Source organism: Tenacibaculum sp. 1B UA, from assembly GCF_033978845.1.
Classification (GTDB): domain Bacteria; phylum Bacteroidota; class Bacteroidia; order Flavobacteriales; family Flavobacteriaceae; genus Polaribacter.
Genome location: NZ_JAKVUA010000002.1, coordinates 181,451 through 198,966, shown reverse-complemented (window position 1 = coordinate 198,966; position 17,516 = coordinate 181,451). Strand labels below are relative to the sequence as shown.

The window sequence follows — 17,516 nt, the reverse complement described above, 5'->3', positions numbered from 1 at the left end:
ATTTCATGATTATATCTTCTAAAAACATATTTATTGTCTTGTGGCTAATCTGTATTAGCTTAAAAGCACAAGACAACTTAAGGAACGAGCTTAACTTAATGCCATGGCCGCAAGAGTTAACAAAAACTAATACCAAGCTTGTAGTTGATGCTAATTTTACTATGAGCGTGCAAAAAAAAGAAGGTCGAGTATATAATTATGCAACAAATATTATAAGACGGATAACAAATAAAACAGGTGTTTTTATAAAAGAAGGTTTTCCGAGGTTAAATACTAAAAACGCAACAATTAAAGTTGAGTTTGATAAAACAGAAAAACTAGGTATTCATGTAGATGAATCTTATGTTTTAGAAGTAAAAGAACAAGAAGTTTTAATAAAGGCTAAAACGGATGTTGGAGTAATTAGAGCTCTTGAAACAATGGTACAGTTAATAACTTTTGATGAAGAAAAATTTTTCATTTCTGGTGTGCTTATTAAAGACTCTCCTAGATTTGTGTGGAGAGGTTTAATGATAGATGTTGCGAGACACTTTCAACCAGTACATGTTATTAAGCGAAACTTAAGAGCTATGGCAGCTTTAAAGATGAATGTTTTTCATTGGCATTTATCAGATGACCAAGGTTATAGAATAGAATCAAAAATTTTTCCAAAGCTACATAAAGAAGCATCAGACAATCTTTATTATACACATAGTCAAATAAAAGATGTAATTAATTATGCTAATTCTTTAGGTATTCGTGTGATACCAGAAATAGATGTACCAGGACATGCAACAGCAATATTAACAGCATATCCTGAGTTGGGAAGCAAAAAAAATGAGAAATATGAATTAGAGCGTTACTCAGGTGTTTTTGACCCAACATTAGACCCCACTAATACAGAGGTATATGTGTTTTTAGATAAATTATTTTCAGAAGTAATAACGTTGTTTCCTGATGAATATTTTCATATTGGAGGAGATGAAAATGAGGGTAAACATTGGAATGAAAATAAAGAAATTTCAAAATTTAAAAAAGAGCATAATCTTAAAAGCAATCATGAGTTACAAACATATTTTAATATAAAGCTTCAAAAAATATTATCAAAATACAATAAAAAGTTAATGGGGTGGGATGAAATAATGACGAAAGACATGCTTAAAACCGCTATTATTCATTCGTGGAGAGGGGCAAATGAGGGATTTGAAAAAGGGACTTTAGTAAAAGCGGTAAAAAAAGGTTACAATGTTGTATTGTCTAACGATTATTATATCGATAGATTACAGTCAGTTAATTACCACTACATGATTGACCCTGTTGGTAATAAAAAGTTAACAAAAAAAGAAGAGCAAAGAGTTTTAGGGGGAGAAGTAACAATGTGGAGTGAATTGGTAACACCATTAACTATAGATTCACGTATTTGGCCTAGAACAGCAGCAATAGCAGAACGCTTTTGGTCCTCTAAAAAAGTAAATAATATCGCTAATATGCGTAAAAGGTTAGTAGTAGTTAATGATAATTTGGAGCTTGTAGGGATAACTAATAAAGGTAGTGTAGAAGTTATTTTAAGAAATATAACAAAGACAAATACAATTGAACCGTTAAAGGTGTTGACTGGGATATACGAACCTTTAAAAGTCTATACCAGAAATAAAGAAGGTACAGAGTATAAAACGTTTTCACCTTTTATACTTTTTGCAGATGCTTGTACAGCAGATGCAGCAGATGCATATACCTTTAATACTTTAGTAAGTGATTTTATTAAAACACCCAACGAAGCAAAAAAATCAGAAATAATTAAATATTTTATTAAGTGGGAAAAAGGTTATACAGATTTTTTAAAGTTACCAAACAACCCTATTTTAAAGAAGTATAAGAAACACTACAAATCATTACATAAAACAGCATTATTTTGTATAGAGATCTTACAAAGCTCAGAGTTATCAGAGAAAGATAGAAAAGAATTGAAAGAACAAATAGAATTTTTAAAAACACCATTAGAAGATACAGAGTTAATGGTTATAAAAAGCATAGAAAAACTATATAACTATTCATTGTTAACTCTTCATAAAAGTATTAATAATGAAGAGTAATGTTACATTAAAAGAAATAGCAATAAAAACTGGTTTCTCAATATCTACAGTTTCAAAAGCACTAAATAACAGTTATGAAATAAGCAATGTAACAAAGAAAAATATAAATGATGTTGCAAAGTCTTTATGCTACAAGCCTAATTTTTTTGCAAAGAACTTAAAAAAAAGAAAGAATTATATTATAGGAGTAATTGTACCAAATTTTAAAGACGATTTTATATATAATTTTATCAATGCAATCATAGAGGAAACCAGTAGTAAAGAACACAGAGTAATGCTATATCAAACATGTAATAGCCTGCAAAGAGAAAGCAAATACATAAAATTACTATCAGACGATTTAATAGATGGACTCATAGTTTACACTCATAATATTTCAATTAGTGACTATACCAAACAACTAAAAGGTACACTTTTTACAATAGTCCGTAAGAAAGATAGTAAAAATGAAGCCAGCTTGTTAAAAGTAAACCAAATAGAAGGGTTAACCTTGGGAAAAAAAGTAATTAACGATTTAATTTTCCGAATAAAATCAAAAACCTCATAAATGATTTTAATTGCAGATAGTGGTTCTACAAAATGTGATTGGATTGTTCTTAATGTCAACGAAAGTAGCATTCAGTCTAGAATTAGAACAAAAGGAATAAATCCGTCGATCTTAAAAAAGAAAGCAATTCATAAAACTATTAGAAGTTCAAAAGAATTGATAGTTTGTAAAGAAGAAATTAGTTCTATATATTTTTTTGGAGCAGGATGTAACAATGAAAAAAGTAAAGAAAAAATACAAAGTGTTTTGTTACATTATTATAGCAATGCAAAAAAAATAGAAATACAAGAAGATATAATGCTAGCAGTGTTGTCAGCGTCTTTAGAACCATCAGTAGTTTGTATTTTAGGAACAGGTTCAAACTGTTGCTTTTTTGATGGAAATAAAATACAAAAACGCATAACATCAATGGGATATTTATTAATGGATGAGGGTAGTGGTAATCATTTAGGGAAACAGCTGTTAAAAGCTTACTATTTTAATGAATTACCTAGCGATTTAAAGTTTTCTTTTGAAAAAGAGTTTAACTTAAACTCAGATAAAGTATTATCTAAATTATACAATTCAAAAACACCTAATAAGTACCTAGCAAAATACGCTCGATTTTTATTTACCAATATAGAAAACAGTTATGTACAAGAGTTGGTAGCATCTTGTGTTTCAGAATTTATTAATAAACAATTAATAACTTACAAAGAAGAATTAGAAAAAAAACCTCTGTATTTTATTGGTTCGGTAGCATACCATGCTAAAAAAATAATAAATGACGAATTGGCAAAAAATAATTTAAAACCAGTAACTTTATTTATAAGAAGACCACTTACAATGTTCATACAAAAAATACAAAATAACCCTAAGCTATTGGAAAAATCATTTTCTTAATTTTTATGGAAGAATAACTTTAATTGAGTAAATTTGATATTCGATATTTATGAAGAAAATTAAAAAAATAGCAGTAATGACTTCTGGGGGAGATTCTCCTGGAATGAACGCAGCGATACGATCTGTAGTAAGGGCCAGTGCCTATTACCATATAGATTGTATGGGGATTTATAGAGGATATCAAGGGTTGATAGAAGGAGACCTAACTCCGTTAACCGCACGAAGTGTAAATAATATTATCAACAAAGGAGGAACCATATTAAAATCGGCTCGTTCAAAAGATTTTAGAACTAAAGAAGGAAGGCAAAAAGCCTATGAAAGTTTACAAAAGAACAAGGTGGATGCTTTAGTGGTAATTGGAGGAGACGGTTCTTTTACAGGAGGAGTAATTTTTAATAAAGAATTCAACTTTCCTATAATAGGTATTCCTGGTACGATAGATAATGATATTTCAGGAACAAGTCATACACTTGGTTATGATACTGCTTTAAACACAGCCGTAGAAGCAATTGATAAAATAAGAGATACAGCATCTTCTCATGACAGACTATTCTTTGTTGAGGTTATGGGGCGTGATGCAGGGTTTATAGCATTAAATGCTGGTGTAGGAGCTGGAGCAGAAGAAATTTTGATTCCTGAAGAAGATTTAGGGTTGGAAAGGCTATTAGAGTCATTAAAGAAAAGTAGAAGGTCAGGAAAATCATCAAGTATTGTAGTTGTTTCCGAAGGAGATAAAACAGGAAAAAATGTATTTGAATTAGCAGATTATGTTGAGAAAAACCTACCTGAATACGAAGTAAGAGTATCTGTATTAGGTCACATGCAACGCGGAGGATCACCAACTTGTTTTGATAGGGTTTTAGCAAGTAGGTTAGGAGTAAGCGCTGTTGAGTTATTACTTGACGGAAAAACCAATTTGATGGTGGGCTTAAAAGATAATAAAGTAGTTGCTACCAATTTAGAAAAAGCAATCAAAGGTCAACATAAAATCGATACTGAGTTACTAAGGGTATCAGATATAATGACCACTTAAACACGAATATAAAATTTATTAATAATGATAAAAATAGGAATTAACGGATTTGGAAGAATTGGTCGATTAGCGTTCCGTTCTGCAATAAAAAGAGACAACATCCAAGTTGTGGCTATTAACGATTTGTTAGAGGTAGATTATTTAGCCTATTTATTGAAGTATGATTCTGTTCATGGACGTTTTGAAGGAGATATTGAAGTTAAAGAAGGAAACTTAGTTGTAAACGGACAAACAATAAGAATTACTGCGGAAAGAAATCCTGAAAACTTGAGATGGAATGAAGCAGGGGCAGAATATGTAATTGAATCTACTGGTTTTTTTACAGATAAAGATAAGGCAGCACTGCATATTACTGGAGGGGCGAAAAAAGTAATTATTTCAGCACCTTCTAAAGATGCTAATATGTATGTAATGGGAGTAAATCATAAAGATTTGAAAGGTGATGAAGTAGTTTTTTCTAATGCTTCGTGTACCACAAACTGTTTAGGCCCGTTAACAAAAGTGATTCACGATAATTTTGGGATGAAAGAAGGGTTAATGACTACAGTTCATGCAGCAACATCAACACAAAACACAGTTGATGGCCCTAATAAAAAATGGCGAAGAGGACGTTCAGTAGTAAATAACATCATTCCTACGTCAACAGGTGCAGCAAAAGCGGTAACTAAAGTTATTCCTGAATTAGAAGGGAAATTAACAGGAATGGCAGTTAGAGTTCCTGTAGCGGATGTTTCTTTAGTAGATTTAACATTTAGAACAGAAAAAGCAACTTCATTAAAAGAAGTTTTATCAGCTTTAAAAGAAGCTTCGGAAGGTGAGTTAAAAGGAATTATTGGATATACAGAAGATGAAGTAGTATCACAAGATTTTGTTTCTGAAACAAGAACATCTGTAATAGATGCAGACGCTTGTTTAGAGTTAAATGAAAACTTTTTTAAAGTAATTTCTTGGTACGATAATGAGTTTGGATACGCTACAAAAATTGTAGATTTATTAGAGTATTCAGCATCTTTATAAAAACATAAAATATTTTGTAATATTGTATTCCCGCTTTTAGCGGGATTTTTTTTAAACACTATTTTATGGAAATAGCAATTATAGCACATGATGGAATGAAAGCTGAAATGGTTCAGTTTTTAAATGAACATAAAGAAGTTTTACGTCAAAAAAGCATCCAGTTAATTTCAACAGGAACAACAGGGGAGAAAGCAGAAAAAGCAGGTTTTGAAGTGACAAAATATTTATCGGGGCCTATTGGTGGTGATGCACAAATTGCTGGTAGAGTAGCAGAAGGGAAATGTCAAATGGTATTGTTTTTTAGAGATCCGTTAGCAAAGCATCCGCACGAACCAGATATTTCTATGTTAATGCGTTTATGCGATGTACATGATGTTCCGTTAGCAACGAATCCTGCAACAGCAGAACTGTTAATTAAAGCGATATAAAAGATTATAAAATTGTTTTGTAACCAGACTCGATTATGATTTCATTACGAAAAAATCCGAAGAATTCTTTTTGTCCTAATCAAAAGATAATAAAATTATGATTGAATTATTATAATCAATCTTAATAAATATTTTTATTTAAAATCTAATTGTAGTATTGGGTAAACTTTTCCTTATTCTTGTCTTTTCCTCTTCACTAAATTTATTAAATCTTAAATCTAAATCTTTTAATTTTTTTAAATTACCGATGTTTTTTGGTAAGAAGGTGAGTTTGTTTCCCATTAAGGCTAATTCTTCTAAATTTTTCAATTGTGTAATTTCTTCAGGGAGTTCAGTTAAATAGTTGTTTATTAAGTAAATTAATTTAACCGACTTTAGATTACCAATAGATGTTGGAAGTTTGGTTAATAAATTGTCGGTCAAATATATTTTTTCTATTTTTTTTAATTCTTCTATTTCTTTAGGAAGTTCTCTGAGTTTGTTTTGAGAAAATTCTATTTCTTTCAGATTTATAAGTTTAGTTATAACAAAAGGTAAAGTATCTAATCTATTAGATGACATTTCTAAGTACTCCAGGTTTTTAAGTTTTTCAAAAGAATTAGGAAGTTTTTTTATTCCAGTAGCGTGAAAACTCAAATATTTTAGCTTGTTTAAATCACCCATGGAAGAAGGTAATTCATTCAAGTTATTACTCCAAGATAGTATTAGCTTCTCAAGATTTTTTAATTTATAGATTTCTTCAGAAATAGTAGTTGTTTTAGAATTTGTTAATGATAAAATTTTAACACTGTCTGGTTCAATTAAAGCTTTATCAAATGAATTATATCTACTCTTACTTTGCGAATTAATGTTATTGCAAATTATTAATAATACAAGGAATGTAATTTTTTTCATTTTTGAATTTAGATTTACTACGCTCATTTAAATATTTGCTATCGTGTTTAAGGATATGAGTTCGTTTTAATGGCTTATATGCACTGATAGCGAAGTTAGCTTTTTAAAGGTTAAGCATCAAACTAAATTTATAGGTTTACTTGACAGCAATCATACTAATTTCTACATTTACAAACTTCGGTAAGTTAGCAACTTCTACAGTTTCACGAGCAGGAGCAGTAGCTTCATCAAAATATTTAGCATAAACAGCATTAATTTTTGAAAAGTTATGCATGTCTGAAATAAAAATAGAAGTTTTAATCACGTTTTCAAAAGTCATTTCAGCGGCAGTTAATACTTCTTTCATGTTTTGCATTACTTGTCTAGTTTCAGCTTCAATAGAATCTAAAACTAATTCACCAGTTTCAGGGTTAATTGCTATTTGTCCAGAAGTGTATAAAGTATTCCCACTAAGTACCGCTTGATTATATGGACCAATTGGGGCAGGAGCTTTATCTGTTGTGATTATTTTTTTCATTTTTGTTTGAGTTTATAAAGTTGTTTGTTTTGTTAAAAAGGGGAAGTTAGATTTTTCTAATTCCTAGAATAATACTCTATCTGGTGGTTTGTTTTTATCCCATTTTAAATCGCTCAATACTGAAGACTTTACCCCAATAAAGAAATTATAAGAAGAGTTAACACCAAAAGGAGTCCAGTTAAAATTAAATCGCCAACTATCTAAATCTCTTGAAAAATTTAATCTAGTATAAGTAAAAGCATTGTCTTTAACATCATAACCAGAAGAAAAACCAACTTTCCATTTAGGGGAGAGTTCTACATCACCACTAAACATTAACGTATTATTACCTATTTGGCTTGTTAATCCGTTATTAGTGTAACTCATAGAGTAAGCTAAATTAAGAGTCCAAGGTATTTTGGCTTTGTAGAGTTCTGTTTCTTTTGTTTCGCCTTCTTTATTTTTGTTATTGGTGTTGTTAGGAAACCCATTAGTAGAGCCTATACCTTCTCCAAAAACATCTGGTGTATCCTGTGCGCCATTTCCATTTTTGTTGTCAGCGTCATCTTCACCATCTTTATTCTTTTCAAAATCTTTACTAGAAATGGAATAATTAGCTGTTACCCCCAAATTAGTCATTCTAAGAAGACTACCGTTAAACTTATTTATTCTTTGTCCTTTGCTGTTCACTTGATACGGATCAAAAGTAGCATTCATGTTTAAAGCTAGCTTGTCTTTAAAAAGACGTGTACCAGCATTTGCTCTCACAGGAGACCAGCGTAAACTATCAGCAGCTATGTTATAACTTGTGCTAAAGTTTAAATTGTTAAGAATGGTGATTTTTTTGTCTTCTTCATCACTGTCAGGATCTTTCGGTGCTACTTTAGCCTCTAAAACATTGTTTACGGAAATACCGATAGAATTTGAAACTCCACTTCCTGGTGTTCCGTAAATTCCACCTTCAAAAGGAGAGTAGGTTAATAGATCATTCGGATCGGAACTTTGGCGAATTGTTAAATCATAATCATCAGCAAAATTAGGACGATATCCGTAAGAAATAGAGGGTCTAATTGTATGACGAATTGCTTTTAAACGACCTTTTTTAAAGTTAAATGTACCATAGATATTTGTAGATAAAGAAACTCCAAAATTATATTCATTATAACGAGTAAATCCACTAATAGTATCATTAACTGCAGCTCCTAAATTACCATCTTTGTTTACAGCAGTAGGATCGTATCGCTTTTTAATTTGATCAAAGTACCAAACATCCTTATAATTTACACTAGGTGATAATGTAAAATATTTAAAAGCTTTTATACTTGTGTTTGTACTTAAATTATGTTGTATACCTTTTTTTGCTGTTTGAAACATTTTAGCAGTGAAAAACTCGTCATCTGTGGTATTAATTTGATATTGACCTTGCATACTATAATTCAGTCCCATTTTTTGAATAGGATTCTTTTTAATTCCATCTTTCCCAGCAAAAGGATAAATACGATCCATATTAAGTTGTAATGATGGAAGCGTCATAGTAATGGATTCTGTATTGGTATTTTGCGAATGAGTAGCAGTTACGCTAACATTAAAAGGAGTACCTACAAAATTTTTATAGTATGAAACAGACGAGCTCAATGTGTTGTTTAAGAACTGAGAACTATTAAACTCGTTTAAAGATTGACGATAATACTTGCTACTACCTAAGTTAACAGAAGCAGAAAAACGAGAGTTTGGACTCGCCTTAGAATCTTGACTATGGCTCCATCTAAGGTTGAAATTGGTGGACTTTTGATAATCGCTTAAACCACGTATACCTCTAATAATATTTTCAAAACGAACACTAAAGCTTCCGCTAAATTTATAACGAACATAATAGTTAGAGGAAGCATTTAATCCCCAACTACCATTGGTATATAAGTCTCCTAATACAGTTAAATCAAAGTAGTCACTTAAAGCAAAATAGTATCCTCCATTTTGCATAAAAAAACCTTGGTTATTACTTTCCCCCCAAGAAGGAATAATAAACCCTGAAGTTCTTTTATCTGTTAAAGGAAAATATGCAAACGGTAAATATACAGGAGTAGGAACGTCTGCCAATACTAAATTGCTACCACCAACAATAATCTTTTTACCAGGAACTAGTTTTGCTTTATTTGTTTGAATATAATAATCTGGAATTTTCTTTTTTGAAGTAGTAAAACGTAATCGACGCATATAAATAGTAGAGTCATTTACCCGTTTTGTTTTTTCTCCATAAGTAATAATTCCTGCTTGATTTGTTTTAACACCATAAACTAAAGCTTTTTTAGTTTTAAAGTTAAAAAGAATAGAGTCTTGTTCAGATTCTTGTCCTCCTTGCTTAAATTGAGGTCTTTGATGATACCCTGTGCTATCTTTTATACCTTTAGCATATACCATATTGTTTTTATAATCCAGAATAATAATTCCAGCTTTTAAGTCAATGTCAGTATATGTTACTTGGGCTTTATTATATAAGGTAATTGTTTTTTCTTTGGCGTTTTGTATGGTATAATCTTCAGCATCATGAGTAATAATACCGTCAATTACTTCTTTTGGTTTAATAGAATCGTTAACAACAGTATCTCTTTTTTTGTTAATAAGAGCATTGCTTTTTAAACCTATTAAAGTGTCTTTAGAGCTAGTAAATAGGGAGTCTTTACTAGTTTTTTGAGGAGTAATACCTTTCTTGCCAAATTCTTGTGCAGTACTTAATTGAAAACAAAAAAGATAGAAAGCTAAAAGTATGTAAGTTGGATTTGCTCGCAATATTATTAATACTATTTTTGTGTTATATTTAAAAACTTTGGCGTGCTATTTGAATGCCTATATTTTAAAAACCAAAAATAGTTAAATTTTATTGATGCAATTCTTAAATTTCCGTAAATATAATATCTCAAAAACAAGCTTAATCATTCTAACCTTTTTTACTGTTTTGTATGGGGGTATATTATCGGTTTCGGCTCAAAAAAAATATACTGTTGTTCTAGATGCTGGTCATGGAGGAAAAGATCCAGGAAATTTAGGGAATGGTTTTAGAGAAAAAAACATAGCCTTAAAAGTAGCATTAGATGTAGGTAAGGAGTTGTTAACTTCAAAAGATATACAAGTAGTTTATACCCGTAAAAAAGATGTTTTTGTAGAGTTGCACAACCGAGCTAAAATAGCGAATGATAAAAAAGCGGATTTATTTGTGTCTATACATTGTGATGCTTTTAGGAGATCAGATCCGCATGGAGCAAGTACTTTTGTTTTAGGATTAAGTGGAAATAAAGAAAACCTAGAGATTGCTAAAAAAGAGAACTCTGTAATTTTATTAGAGGATAATTATAAGCAAAATTATGATTATGACCCGAACTCACCAGAATCAGTAATTGGTTTGTCAGTACTTCAAGAAGAAAACTTAGAAAATAGTTTAGGTATTGCAGGTTTAGTTCAAAATAATTTTGTAGCAATTAAAAGAAATAATAGAAAGGTAAAACAAGCAAATTTTTTAGTATTAAGAGAAACAGTTATGCCTAGTGTTTTAATAGAGTTAGGTTTTTTGACTAATAAAAATGAAGGTAAATTTCTAAATTCTAGAAAAGGGCAAATTAGAATGGCAAAGTCAATAGCTCAAGCAATAAGAAAGTACTTTGAACGATTAAAGTTAAATACGATTAGCGAAACCTTAACAGTTAATGCACCGTTAGTGGAAGAGGAAGTTTCTACCCCAGTTATAAAAAAAGAGAAACTTAAGCAAATTGTCAAAAAAGAAAATATATCACCAACATTAGTGTCGACAGGTGTTGTGTTTAGAGTACAAATAGCTGCATCAAGAAAAAAACTTTCAATAAACAGTTTCAAAGGGTTAGAAAATGTTGAGTCTTTATTTATAGATAATTACTATAAATATTACTATGGAAACTCATCAAGTTTAGTAGGAATAAAAAAGGTTTTACCAAAAGTAAGAAGCAAAGGATATAAAGATGCTTGGGTGGTAGCTTTTAAAAATGGAAAAAGAATTTCAATTAAAGAAGCATTGAAAAACCGTTAATTTAGAGGTATTCTATATTTATACTCGCAAAATTATTATTATTTTCGCTCGTATAAATATATTTTATGTCTAAAGAACTAAAAACAGGAATTGTTGCTGTAGTTATTATTGCACTGTTTATTTGGGGGTATAACTTCTTAAAAGGACAAGATTTGTTCAGTGCTAATGCAAGACACTTTTTTGTAGAGTACAACAATATTAATGGTCTTAACGAGGCAAGTTCGGTAACTATTAATGGATTAAAGGTTGGTAAGGTAGATGAAATTCGCTTTAATGGAAAACCAGATAAAAAGGGGAACTTAATTGTAAAGATTTCATTAGATACTGACTTTAATTTTTCCAAAAACAGTATTGCTAAAATTTATTCAGCAAGTTTAATGGGAGGTCAAAGTTTAGCAATTGTTCCTAAATATGACGGAGAAATAGCCAAATCAGGAGACTTTTTAAAAGGAGAAGTTGAATCAGATATATTTTCATCAGTAGGCGAAAAATTAAATCCTATTCAGGCAAAACTAGAGAATGTTCTGGTTGGAGCAGACTCTTTATTATTAGGCTTTAATCAAGTATTAGATGAAAAATCTCGTAAAAGTTTAAATAGAAGTATTTTAGGGTTAGAAGGTACTATATATGATGTGCGTAAGACATTAACTTCAGTAAATACATTGTTGGCCGATAATAAAGAGAATTTAAATGCGACCTTTGCAAACACAAAAAAAATTACAGATAATTTTTCAAAAGTATCTGAAGATTTAGCAACAACTAATTTAGGAGAGTCGGTTAAGAAACTCGAAGCAACTTTGGTAAATGTTAATGGTCTACTAGCGAATATGAAATCAGGAAAAGGAACTTTAGGAAAGTTAATGACTGATGAAAAGATGTACACTAATTTAACAAATGCATCTAAAGAATTAGAAGAACTGTTAAGAGAAATGAAGTTGAACCCAAAACGATTTGTACATTTTTCGTTATTCGGTAAAAAACCAAAACCATACAACGAGGAAAATAATAAAAGTAACAGCAACAACTAAACAAAACAACAACTAAAATATTCTATAATCTCTTAAAAACTGAAGAAGTAATAGGTATAACAGAGTAAAAATAATTAAAGACAATGGAGAATTACTTGCCAAACCTCTTTTTTGCAATTATTTTAATTGCAGGTATAGGGTATTTTGTAATGAATGTTCGTAAGCTAATACGAAACATCAAATTAGGAAAAGACGTAGATAGAACAGACAGAAAACCTGAGCGATGGAAAAATATGACAAAAATAGCTTTAGGGCAATATAAAATGGTACGCCGTCCAGTTTCAGGTATTTTACATATTGTTGTGTATGTTGGGTTTATCTTAATCAATATCGAAATGTTAGAAATTGTTATTGATGGACTATTTGGTACACACCGCGTTTTTCAACCAATTATAGGAAATGCTTTATACGGATTCCTAATTGGTAATTTTGAAGTGTTAGCGTTGTTGGTGTTTGTGGCAGTAACAATTTTTTGGTTCCGTAGAAATATTGAAAAAGTAAAACGTTTTTGGAATAAAGAAATGGAGGGCTGGCCTAAAAATGATGGTAATATCATTTTATACTTCGAAATGGTGTTAATGACCTTATTTTTAGTAATGAATGCAACAGATATTCCTTTTCAAGAAGTAGGAGTAGGAAATGTAGTATCACAGTTTATAGCTCCTTGGTTCGACGGATATTCGCCAGAAGCATTACATACTATCGAAAAAACAGCTTGGTGGTTACATATTGTAGGAATTTTAATTTTCTTAAATTATCTATACTATTCTAAGCACTTGCATATCTTGTTAGCTTTTCCAAATACGTTTTTTGCAAGCTTAAAACCAAAAGGACAGTTTAACAACCTTGAAGCAGTAACAAAAGAAGTAAAAATGATGATGGATCCTGATGCTGACCCGTATGCAATGCCTGAAGAAGGAGAGGACGAAGGAGAACCAGAGAAATTTGGAGCATCGGATGTAACCGATTTAAATTGGGTACAGTTGATGAATGCTTATACGTGTACTGAGTGTGGGCGTTGTACATCATCTTGTCCTGCAAACTTAACAGGAAAAGAATTGTCTCCACGTGCTATCATGATGAAAACACGTGATCGTTTAGAAGAAGTAGGAAAAAATATTGATGCCAATGGAGGAGAGTTTAAAGATGACGGTAAGCAGTTGTTAAACGATTATATTACTCCAGAAGAATTATGGGCATGTACAAGTTGTAATGCTTGTGTACAAGAATGTCCTATCGGTATCGATCCATTATCCATTATTATGGATATGCGTCGTTATTTAGTAATGGAAGAATCAGCAGCTCCGCAAGAGTTAAATATGATGATGACCAATATTGAAAATAACGGAGCGCCATGGCAGTACAGTCAAATGGATAGATTAAACTGGAAAGACGAAGAATAATTTTTTAATGACTAATTATGAACTACGAATAAGTAATAAATCGTAAGTTATAATTCAAAAAATCACAATTTATGGTAGTACCAACAATGGCAGAAATGATGGCTCAAGGAAAACAACCAGAAGTGTTGTTTTGGGTAGGAGCTGCAGGAAGTTACGATGATAGAGTAAAAAAAATAACAAGAGCCTTCGTAAAAATATTACAACAAGCAGGAGTTGATTTTGCAGTATTAGGTACAGAAGAAAGCTCAACAGGAGATGCAGCAAAACGTGCAGGAAATGAGTTTTTATTCCAAATGCAGGCTGTTACTAATATAGAAGTTTTAAATGCTTACGAAGTAAAAACAATTGTTACGTGTGATCCGCATTCATTCAATACATTAAAAAATGAATACCCTGGATTAGGAGGGAAGTATAAAGTGTATCATCATACACAATATATAAGCAAATTAATCAAAGAAGGACGTTTAACCATTGAAGACGAAAATTTAAACGGTAAGCGTTTAACATATCACGATCCATGTTATTTAGGACGTGCAAATGATGTGTACGAAAGTCCACGTGAATTAATTCGTCGTTTAGGGGCGAAAATGACGGAAATGAAACGTCATAAATCAACGGCATTATGTTGTGGAGCAGGAGGAGCACAAATGTTTAAAGAACCTGAAAAAGGAGATAAAGATATTAATGTGTTAAGAACAGAAGATGCCTTAGAAACAAACCCACAAATTATAGCTACTGGATGTCCTTACTGTAATACAATGATGACTGATGGTGTAAAATTCAAAGAAAAAGAATCGCAAATACAAGTAAAAGATATTGCCGAGTTAATTGCGGAAGCTAATAACCTATAAGTTAAATAAAATATTTAGTGGTAAAAAAGCGTGTTACATTTTGTAACACGCTTTTTTTGGCATAAAAATTGAAAAAGATAAAGTCTAACTCAAAAAATAATTATGATGAAAAAACTACTTTATTTAGTTGTGGCAACTTTAGTATTAAACTCTTGTACAAAAAACATAGAACCTTGGGAAAAAGAACCATTAAATCTCGATGTAAGGTTTGTAGTAGCAACTGAAGAACAACACAACTCCATTTTAATAAAAGAAATAAATGATGGTTCTATTGGAGAAATAAGTTTTTATAGTAAAAGTGAAGGAAATGCTAATTTACCTTATGATAAAACTATAAATCAGGAGGTGAGCTATTATACAAAGGCTACTTTTTCTTATCAAGATAGAACAGTTTCAGAATCAATAGCAGAATATGAATCTTTTGTAGCATATGATGTTACCTTAAAAATGTTTGTAGAGGGGGAGTTAAAAGTAGAGACTACTAAAGCAATAGCTAAACCAGATGATACAGCAAGTATTTCATTTGATTTTAAAGAATACTTTGAAGACTAATACTTTCCTTTAATTCTATCTCTAAATTTTTCTTAGAAAAAACAGATTTGATACCTATAAATATAAAGTGTTCTTAAAAGTGTATTACGAGAGTAGTACACTTTTTTCTTTGTAGTAAGTTTGTGAAAAATAATTCAAAAAAATAAAAGAATGAGATGCCTTTTTATGTTTGGTTTTATTAACATCATGTGAGGATGCCGATTTTTCTCTTGACGGAAATAGAGCGGTTTCAACAATAATGTTTAATATTACAAGTAATAACAACAATGGAAAGATTAAAACTGTTTTTCTAGAATCAGGTTTCTTTAAGTATGATAACACTAGAACAACTAATGTTTTTCCTTACAAGAAATCTTATACAGATGAAATCAACTTTGCTGCAAACGTAGCTTTTGAATACGAAGATAAAGCTACAGATAATTTTAGTGTTTATACAATAACAATGGAAATCCTTAGAGATAACATTTTGGTGGACAAAAGAGAATATTTTATAGATAAACCTGGAACAAAAGTAGGTTTTAATGCTGTAGTAAATAAGTAAACTACTCATATACTTTAAGAAAAAAGGAAAGCTGAGCTTTCCTTTTTTTATGTCTAAAAAACTTATCTTTGAAAATCATATTATTTCAATGAAAAACTATATAAAAGCAGCACGTTTACGCACCTTACCGTTGTCCGTATCAGGCATTATTGTTGGAGCATTTTTAGGGTTTAATAGCGTATTGTATGCAGACAGTACGATAAGCTTATTAGAATCTCCGATTTTTTGGTTAGCAATACTCACAACAATCGGTTTTCAGGTATTATCTAATTTTGCGAATGATTATGGAGACGGTATAAAAGGAACTGACGATAATAGAGATGGAGAAGCACGCATGGTTTCGTCTGGAGTTATTACCCCAAGGCAAATGAAAAATGCGATGTTAGTAACTGGAATCATTACATTAGTTGTTGCACTGTTATTGATTTACGTATCCTTTGGAAAAGATAACTTTTTATACTCCGTAATTTTCTTTGGACTAGGAATAGCTTCAATTGTTGCTGCTATAAAATATACCGTAGGAAAATCAGCTTATGGTTATAGCGGATTTGGAGACATTTTCGTTTTTATTTTCTTTGGTTTGTTAGCAGTAGTTGGAACCTACTTTTTATACACTAAACAACTAAATTTTATTGTTTTCTTACCAGCAATCACAGTTGGACTATTAAGTACTGCTGTATTAAATTTAAACAATATGCGAGATAGAGAAAACGATGCTAAATCAGGAAAAAACACACTAGTTGTAAAAATGGGAGTAGAGTCTGCAAAACTGTATCATTACTTTCTAATTGTAGTGTCTTTTATAGTTGCACTATTGTATACGGTAATTAAGTTTCAATCACCTTATCAATTCTTGTTTGTCATAGCCTATATCCCTTTAGTAAAACACGTAGTTTTTGTATATAAAAACAAAGAAGAAGTATTGTTAGATGCTGAACTTAAAAAAGTAGCACTAAGCACCTTTTTATTCTCAATTTTATTTGGATTAGGTCAAATATTGTAATTTTATTAACCCCCAAAAAAACAATTTATGAAAATCACTTTTTACGGTCATGCATGTTTTGGTATTGAAATTAACGGAACGCACGTATTAATTGACCCTTTTATTACAGGAAACCCTCTAGCTTCAAATATAGATGTAGATCAAGTAAAAGCAGATTATATTTTACTTACACATGCGCATCAAGACCATGTGTTAGATGTAGAACGTATTGCAGAAAGAACAGACGCTATAATCGTTTCAAATTATGAGATTGTAACATATTATGAAGTAAAAAAACTTAAAGGACACCCAGTAAATCATGGAGGTACTTATACTAATGATACCTTTTCAGCCAAATATGTAAACGCAATTCATACTTCTTCGTTTGCTGATGGAAGCTATGGAGGTCAACCCGGAGGATTCGTAATTACCGCAGGAGAAAAATCATTATACATATCAGGAGATACAGCGGTAACAATGGATATGCAATTAATACCGATGTCAACCAATTTAACAGCCTCTATATTTCCAATAGGAGATAATTTTACAATGGGAGTTGATGACGCTATTATAGCTAGTGACCTAGTAATTTGTGATAAGGTAATAGGATGTCATTTTAATACCTTTCCTCCAATAGAAATTAATATAGATGAAGCCAAAGAAAAATTCAATCAAGCTAAAAAAGAATTGATGATTTTAGAAATTGGACAAACAATAACTATTTAAGTAAACCTTT

At 30.8% G+C, this 17,516-nt stretch carries 17 protein-coding genes; 14 read left to right on the top strand and 3 right to left on the bottom strand.

The features are described from left to right. Positions 1 to 5 precede the first annotated feature (5 nt). From MK851_RS03940 to MK851_RS03915, 6 genes are all read left to right on the top strand, one after another. Complete coding sequence (locus tag MK851_RS03940) at positions 6 to 2,072, top strand: family 20 glycosylhydrolase (RefSeq protein WP_320241624.1); 2,067 nt, start codon at positions 6 to 8, stop codon at positions 2,070 to 2,072. Then, entirely contained in the window at positions 2,062 to 2,619 is a 558-nt protein-coding gene (locus MK851_RS03935) for a LacI family DNA-binding transcriptional regulator (protein ID WP_303509266.1), read from the top strand. The genes MK851_RS03940 and MK851_RS03935 overlap by 11 nt, the downstream gene beginning before the upstream one ends. After that, the gene (locus MK851_RS03930; RefSeq protein WP_303509268.1) at positions 2,620 to 3,501 is read left to right on the top strand and encodes a BadF/BadG/BcrA/BcrD ATPase family protein; all 882 of its coding nucleotides are present in this window, start codon (positions 2,620 to 2,622) and stop codon (positions 3,499 to 3,501) included. A 49-nt stretch (positions 3,502 to 3,550) separates the two neighbouring features. Next, positions 3,551 to 4,534 carry a 6-phosphofructokinase gene (gene pfkA, locus MK851_RS03925; protein ID WP_303509270.1) on the top strand — a complete coding sequence of 328 codons (984 nt, stop codon included), beginning with the start codon at positions 3,551 to 3,553 and terminating at the stop codon, positions 4,532 to 4,534. A gap of 24 nt (positions 4,535 to 4,558) precedes the next feature. Continuing rightward, positions 4,559 to 5,551 carry a type I glyceraldehyde-3-phosphate dehydrogenase gene (gene gap, locus MK851_RS03920; RefSeq protein ID WP_303509272.1) on the top strand — a complete coding sequence of 331 codons (993 nt, stop codon included), beginning with the start codon at positions 4,559 to 4,561 and terminating at the stop codon, positions 5,549 to 5,551. Positions 5,552 to 5,616: 65 nt separating this feature from the next. Then, entirely contained in the window at positions 5,617 to 5,979 is a 363-nt protein-coding gene (locus tag MK851_RS03915) for a methylglyoxal synthase (RefSeq protein ID WP_303509273.1), read from the top strand. A gap of 138 nt (positions 5,980 to 6,117) precedes the next feature. Here MK851_RS03915 and MK851_RS03910 read toward each other — a convergent pair whose 3' ends face one another. From MK851_RS03910 to MK851_RS03900, 3 genes are all read right to left on the bottom strand, one after another. After that, positions 6,118 to 6,873, bottom strand: coding sequence for a leucine-rich repeat domain-containing protein (locus tag MK851_RS03910; RefSeq protein WP_320241620.1), 756 nt, complete (start codon positions 6,871 to 6,873; stop codon positions 6,118 to 6,120). A 136-nt stretch (positions 6,874 to 7,009) separates the two neighbouring features. Beyond that, positions 7,010 to 7,390, bottom strand: a complete 381-nt coding sequence (locus tag MK851_RS03905) for a RidA family protein (RefSeq protein WP_320241618.1) — start codon at positions 7,388 to 7,390, stop codon at positions 7,010 to 7,012. 63 nt (positions 7,391 to 7,453) lie between these two features. Beyond that, positions 7,454 to 10,156, bottom strand: coding sequence for a putative LPS assembly protein LptD (locus MK851_RS03900; RefSeq protein WP_320241616.1), 2,703 nt, complete (start codon positions 10,154 to 10,156; stop codon positions 7,454 to 7,456). Between the two features lie 94 nt (positions 10,157 to 10,250). Between MK851_RS03900 and MK851_RS03895 the strand changes: the two genes are divergently transcribed. From MK851_RS03895 to MK851_RS03860, 8 genes are all read left to right on the top strand, one after another. Then, the gene (locus MK851_RS03895; protein ID WP_303509277.1) at positions 10,251 to 11,423 is read left to right on the top strand and encodes an N-acetylmuramoyl-L-alanine amidase family protein; all 1,173 of its coding nucleotides are present in this window, start codon (positions 10,251 to 10,253) and stop codon (positions 11,421 to 11,423) included. Positions 11,424 to 11,488: 65 nt separating this feature from the next. Further along, positions 11,489 to 12,451, top strand: coding sequence for an MlaD family protein (locus MK851_RS03890; protein ID WP_320241612.1), 963 nt, complete (start codon positions 11,489 to 11,491; stop codon positions 12,449 to 12,451). Between the two features lie 83 nt (positions 12,452 to 12,534). Continuing rightward, positions 12,535 to 13,854 (top strand): 4Fe-4S dicluster domain-containing protein, encoded by a 1,320-nt coding sequence (locus MK851_RS03885; protein ID WP_320241609.1) that lies wholly within the window; start codon positions 12,535 to 12,537, stop codon positions 13,852 to 13,854. A gap of 71 nt (positions 13,855 to 13,925) precedes the next feature. Further along, a complete protein-coding gene (locus MK851_RS03880; RefSeq protein WP_320241606.1) occupies positions 13,926 to 14,705 on the top strand; it encodes a (Fe-S)-binding protein in 780 nt (259 codons plus the stop codon). Between the two features lie 105 nt (positions 14,706 to 14,810). Then, positions 14,811 to 15,257: a hypothetical protein gene (locus MK851_RS03875; protein ID WP_320241603.1), complete on the top strand. Its 447-nt coding sequence runs from the start codon at positions 14,811 to 14,813 to the stop codon at positions 15,255 to 15,257. 169 nt (positions 15,258 to 15,426) lie between these two features. Then, positions 15,427 to 15,798, top strand: a complete 372-nt coding sequence (locus MK851_RS03870) for a hypothetical protein (protein ID WP_303509285.1) — start codon at positions 15,427 to 15,429, stop codon at positions 15,796 to 15,798. An 82-nt stretch (positions 15,799 to 15,880) separates the two neighbouring features. Beyond that, complete coding sequence (gene menA / locus MK851_RS03865) at positions 15,881 to 16,801, top strand: 1,4-dihydroxy-2-naphthoate octaprenyltransferase (protein WP_320241692.1); 921 nt, start codon at positions 15,881 to 15,883, stop codon at positions 16,799 to 16,801. A 27-nt stretch (positions 16,802 to 16,828) separates the two neighbouring features. Continuing rightward, positions 16,829 to 17,506: a metal-dependent hydrolase gene (locus MK851_RS03860; protein ID WP_303509287.1), complete on the top strand. Its 678-nt coding sequence runs from the start codon at positions 16,829 to 16,831 to the stop codon at positions 17,504 to 17,506. Positions 17,507 to 17,516 lie beyond the last annotated feature (10 nt).

What these genes read in the sequence shown, in the direction of transcription:
- MK851_RS03915 (WP_303509273.1), top strand. Translation starts at nt 5,617, where the DNA reads ATGGAAATAGCAATTATAGCACATGATGGAATGAAAGCTGAAATGGTT.
- MK851_RS03930 (WP_303509268.1), top strand. Translation starts at nt 2,620, where the DNA reads ATGATTTTAATTGCAGATAGTGGTTCTACAAAATGTGATTGGATTGTT.
- MK851_RS03910 (WP_320241620.1), bottom strand. Translation starts at nt 6,873, where the DNA reads ATGAAAAAAATTACATTCCTTGTATTATTAATAATTTGCAATAACATT.
- MK851_RS03885 (WP_320241609.1), top strand. Translation starts at nt 12,535, where the DNA reads ATGGAGAATTACTTGCCAAACCTCTTTTTTGCAATTATTTTAATTGCA.
- MK851_RS03895 (WP_303509277.1), top strand. Translation starts at nt 10,251, where the DNA reads ATGCAATTCTTAAATTTCCGTAAATATAATATCTCAAAAACAAGCTTA.
- MK851_RS03880 (WP_320241606.1), top strand. Translation starts at nt 13,926, where the DNA reads ATGGTAGTACCAACAATGGCAGAAATGATGGCTCAAGGAAAACAACCA.
- MK851_RS03890 (WP_320241612.1), top strand. Translation starts at nt 11,489, where the DNA reads ATGTCTAAAGAACTAAAAACAGGAATTGTTGCTGTAGTTATTATTGCA.
- MK851_RS03875 (WP_320241603.1), top strand. Translation starts at nt 14,811, where the DNA reads ATGAAAAAACTACTTTATTTAGTTGTGGCAACTTTAGTATTAAACTCT.
- pfkA (WP_303509270.1), top strand. Translation starts at nt 3,551, where the DNA reads ATGAAGAAAATTAAAAAAATAGCAGTAATGACTTCTGGGGGAGATTCT.
- MK851_RS03860 (WP_303509287.1), top strand. Translation starts at nt 16,829, where the DNA reads ATGAAAATCACTTTTTACGGTCATGCATGTTTTGGTATTGAAATTAAC.
- MK851_RS03935 (WP_303509266.1), top strand. Translation starts at nt 2,062, where the DNA reads ATGAAGAGTAATGTTACATTAAAAGAAATAGCAATAAAAACTGGTTTC.
- MK851_RS03940 (WP_320241624.1), top strand. Translation starts at nt 6, where the DNA reads ATGATTATATCTTCTAAAAACATATTTATTGTCTTGTGGCTAATCTGT.
- MK851_RS03905 (WP_320241618.1), bottom strand. Translation starts at nt 7,390, where the DNA reads ATGAAAAAAATAATCACAACAGATAAAGCTCCTGCCCCAATTGGTCCA.
- gap (WP_303509272.1), top strand. Translation starts at nt 4,559, where the DNA reads ATGATAAAAATAGGAATTAACGGATTTGGAAGAATTGGTCGATTAGCG.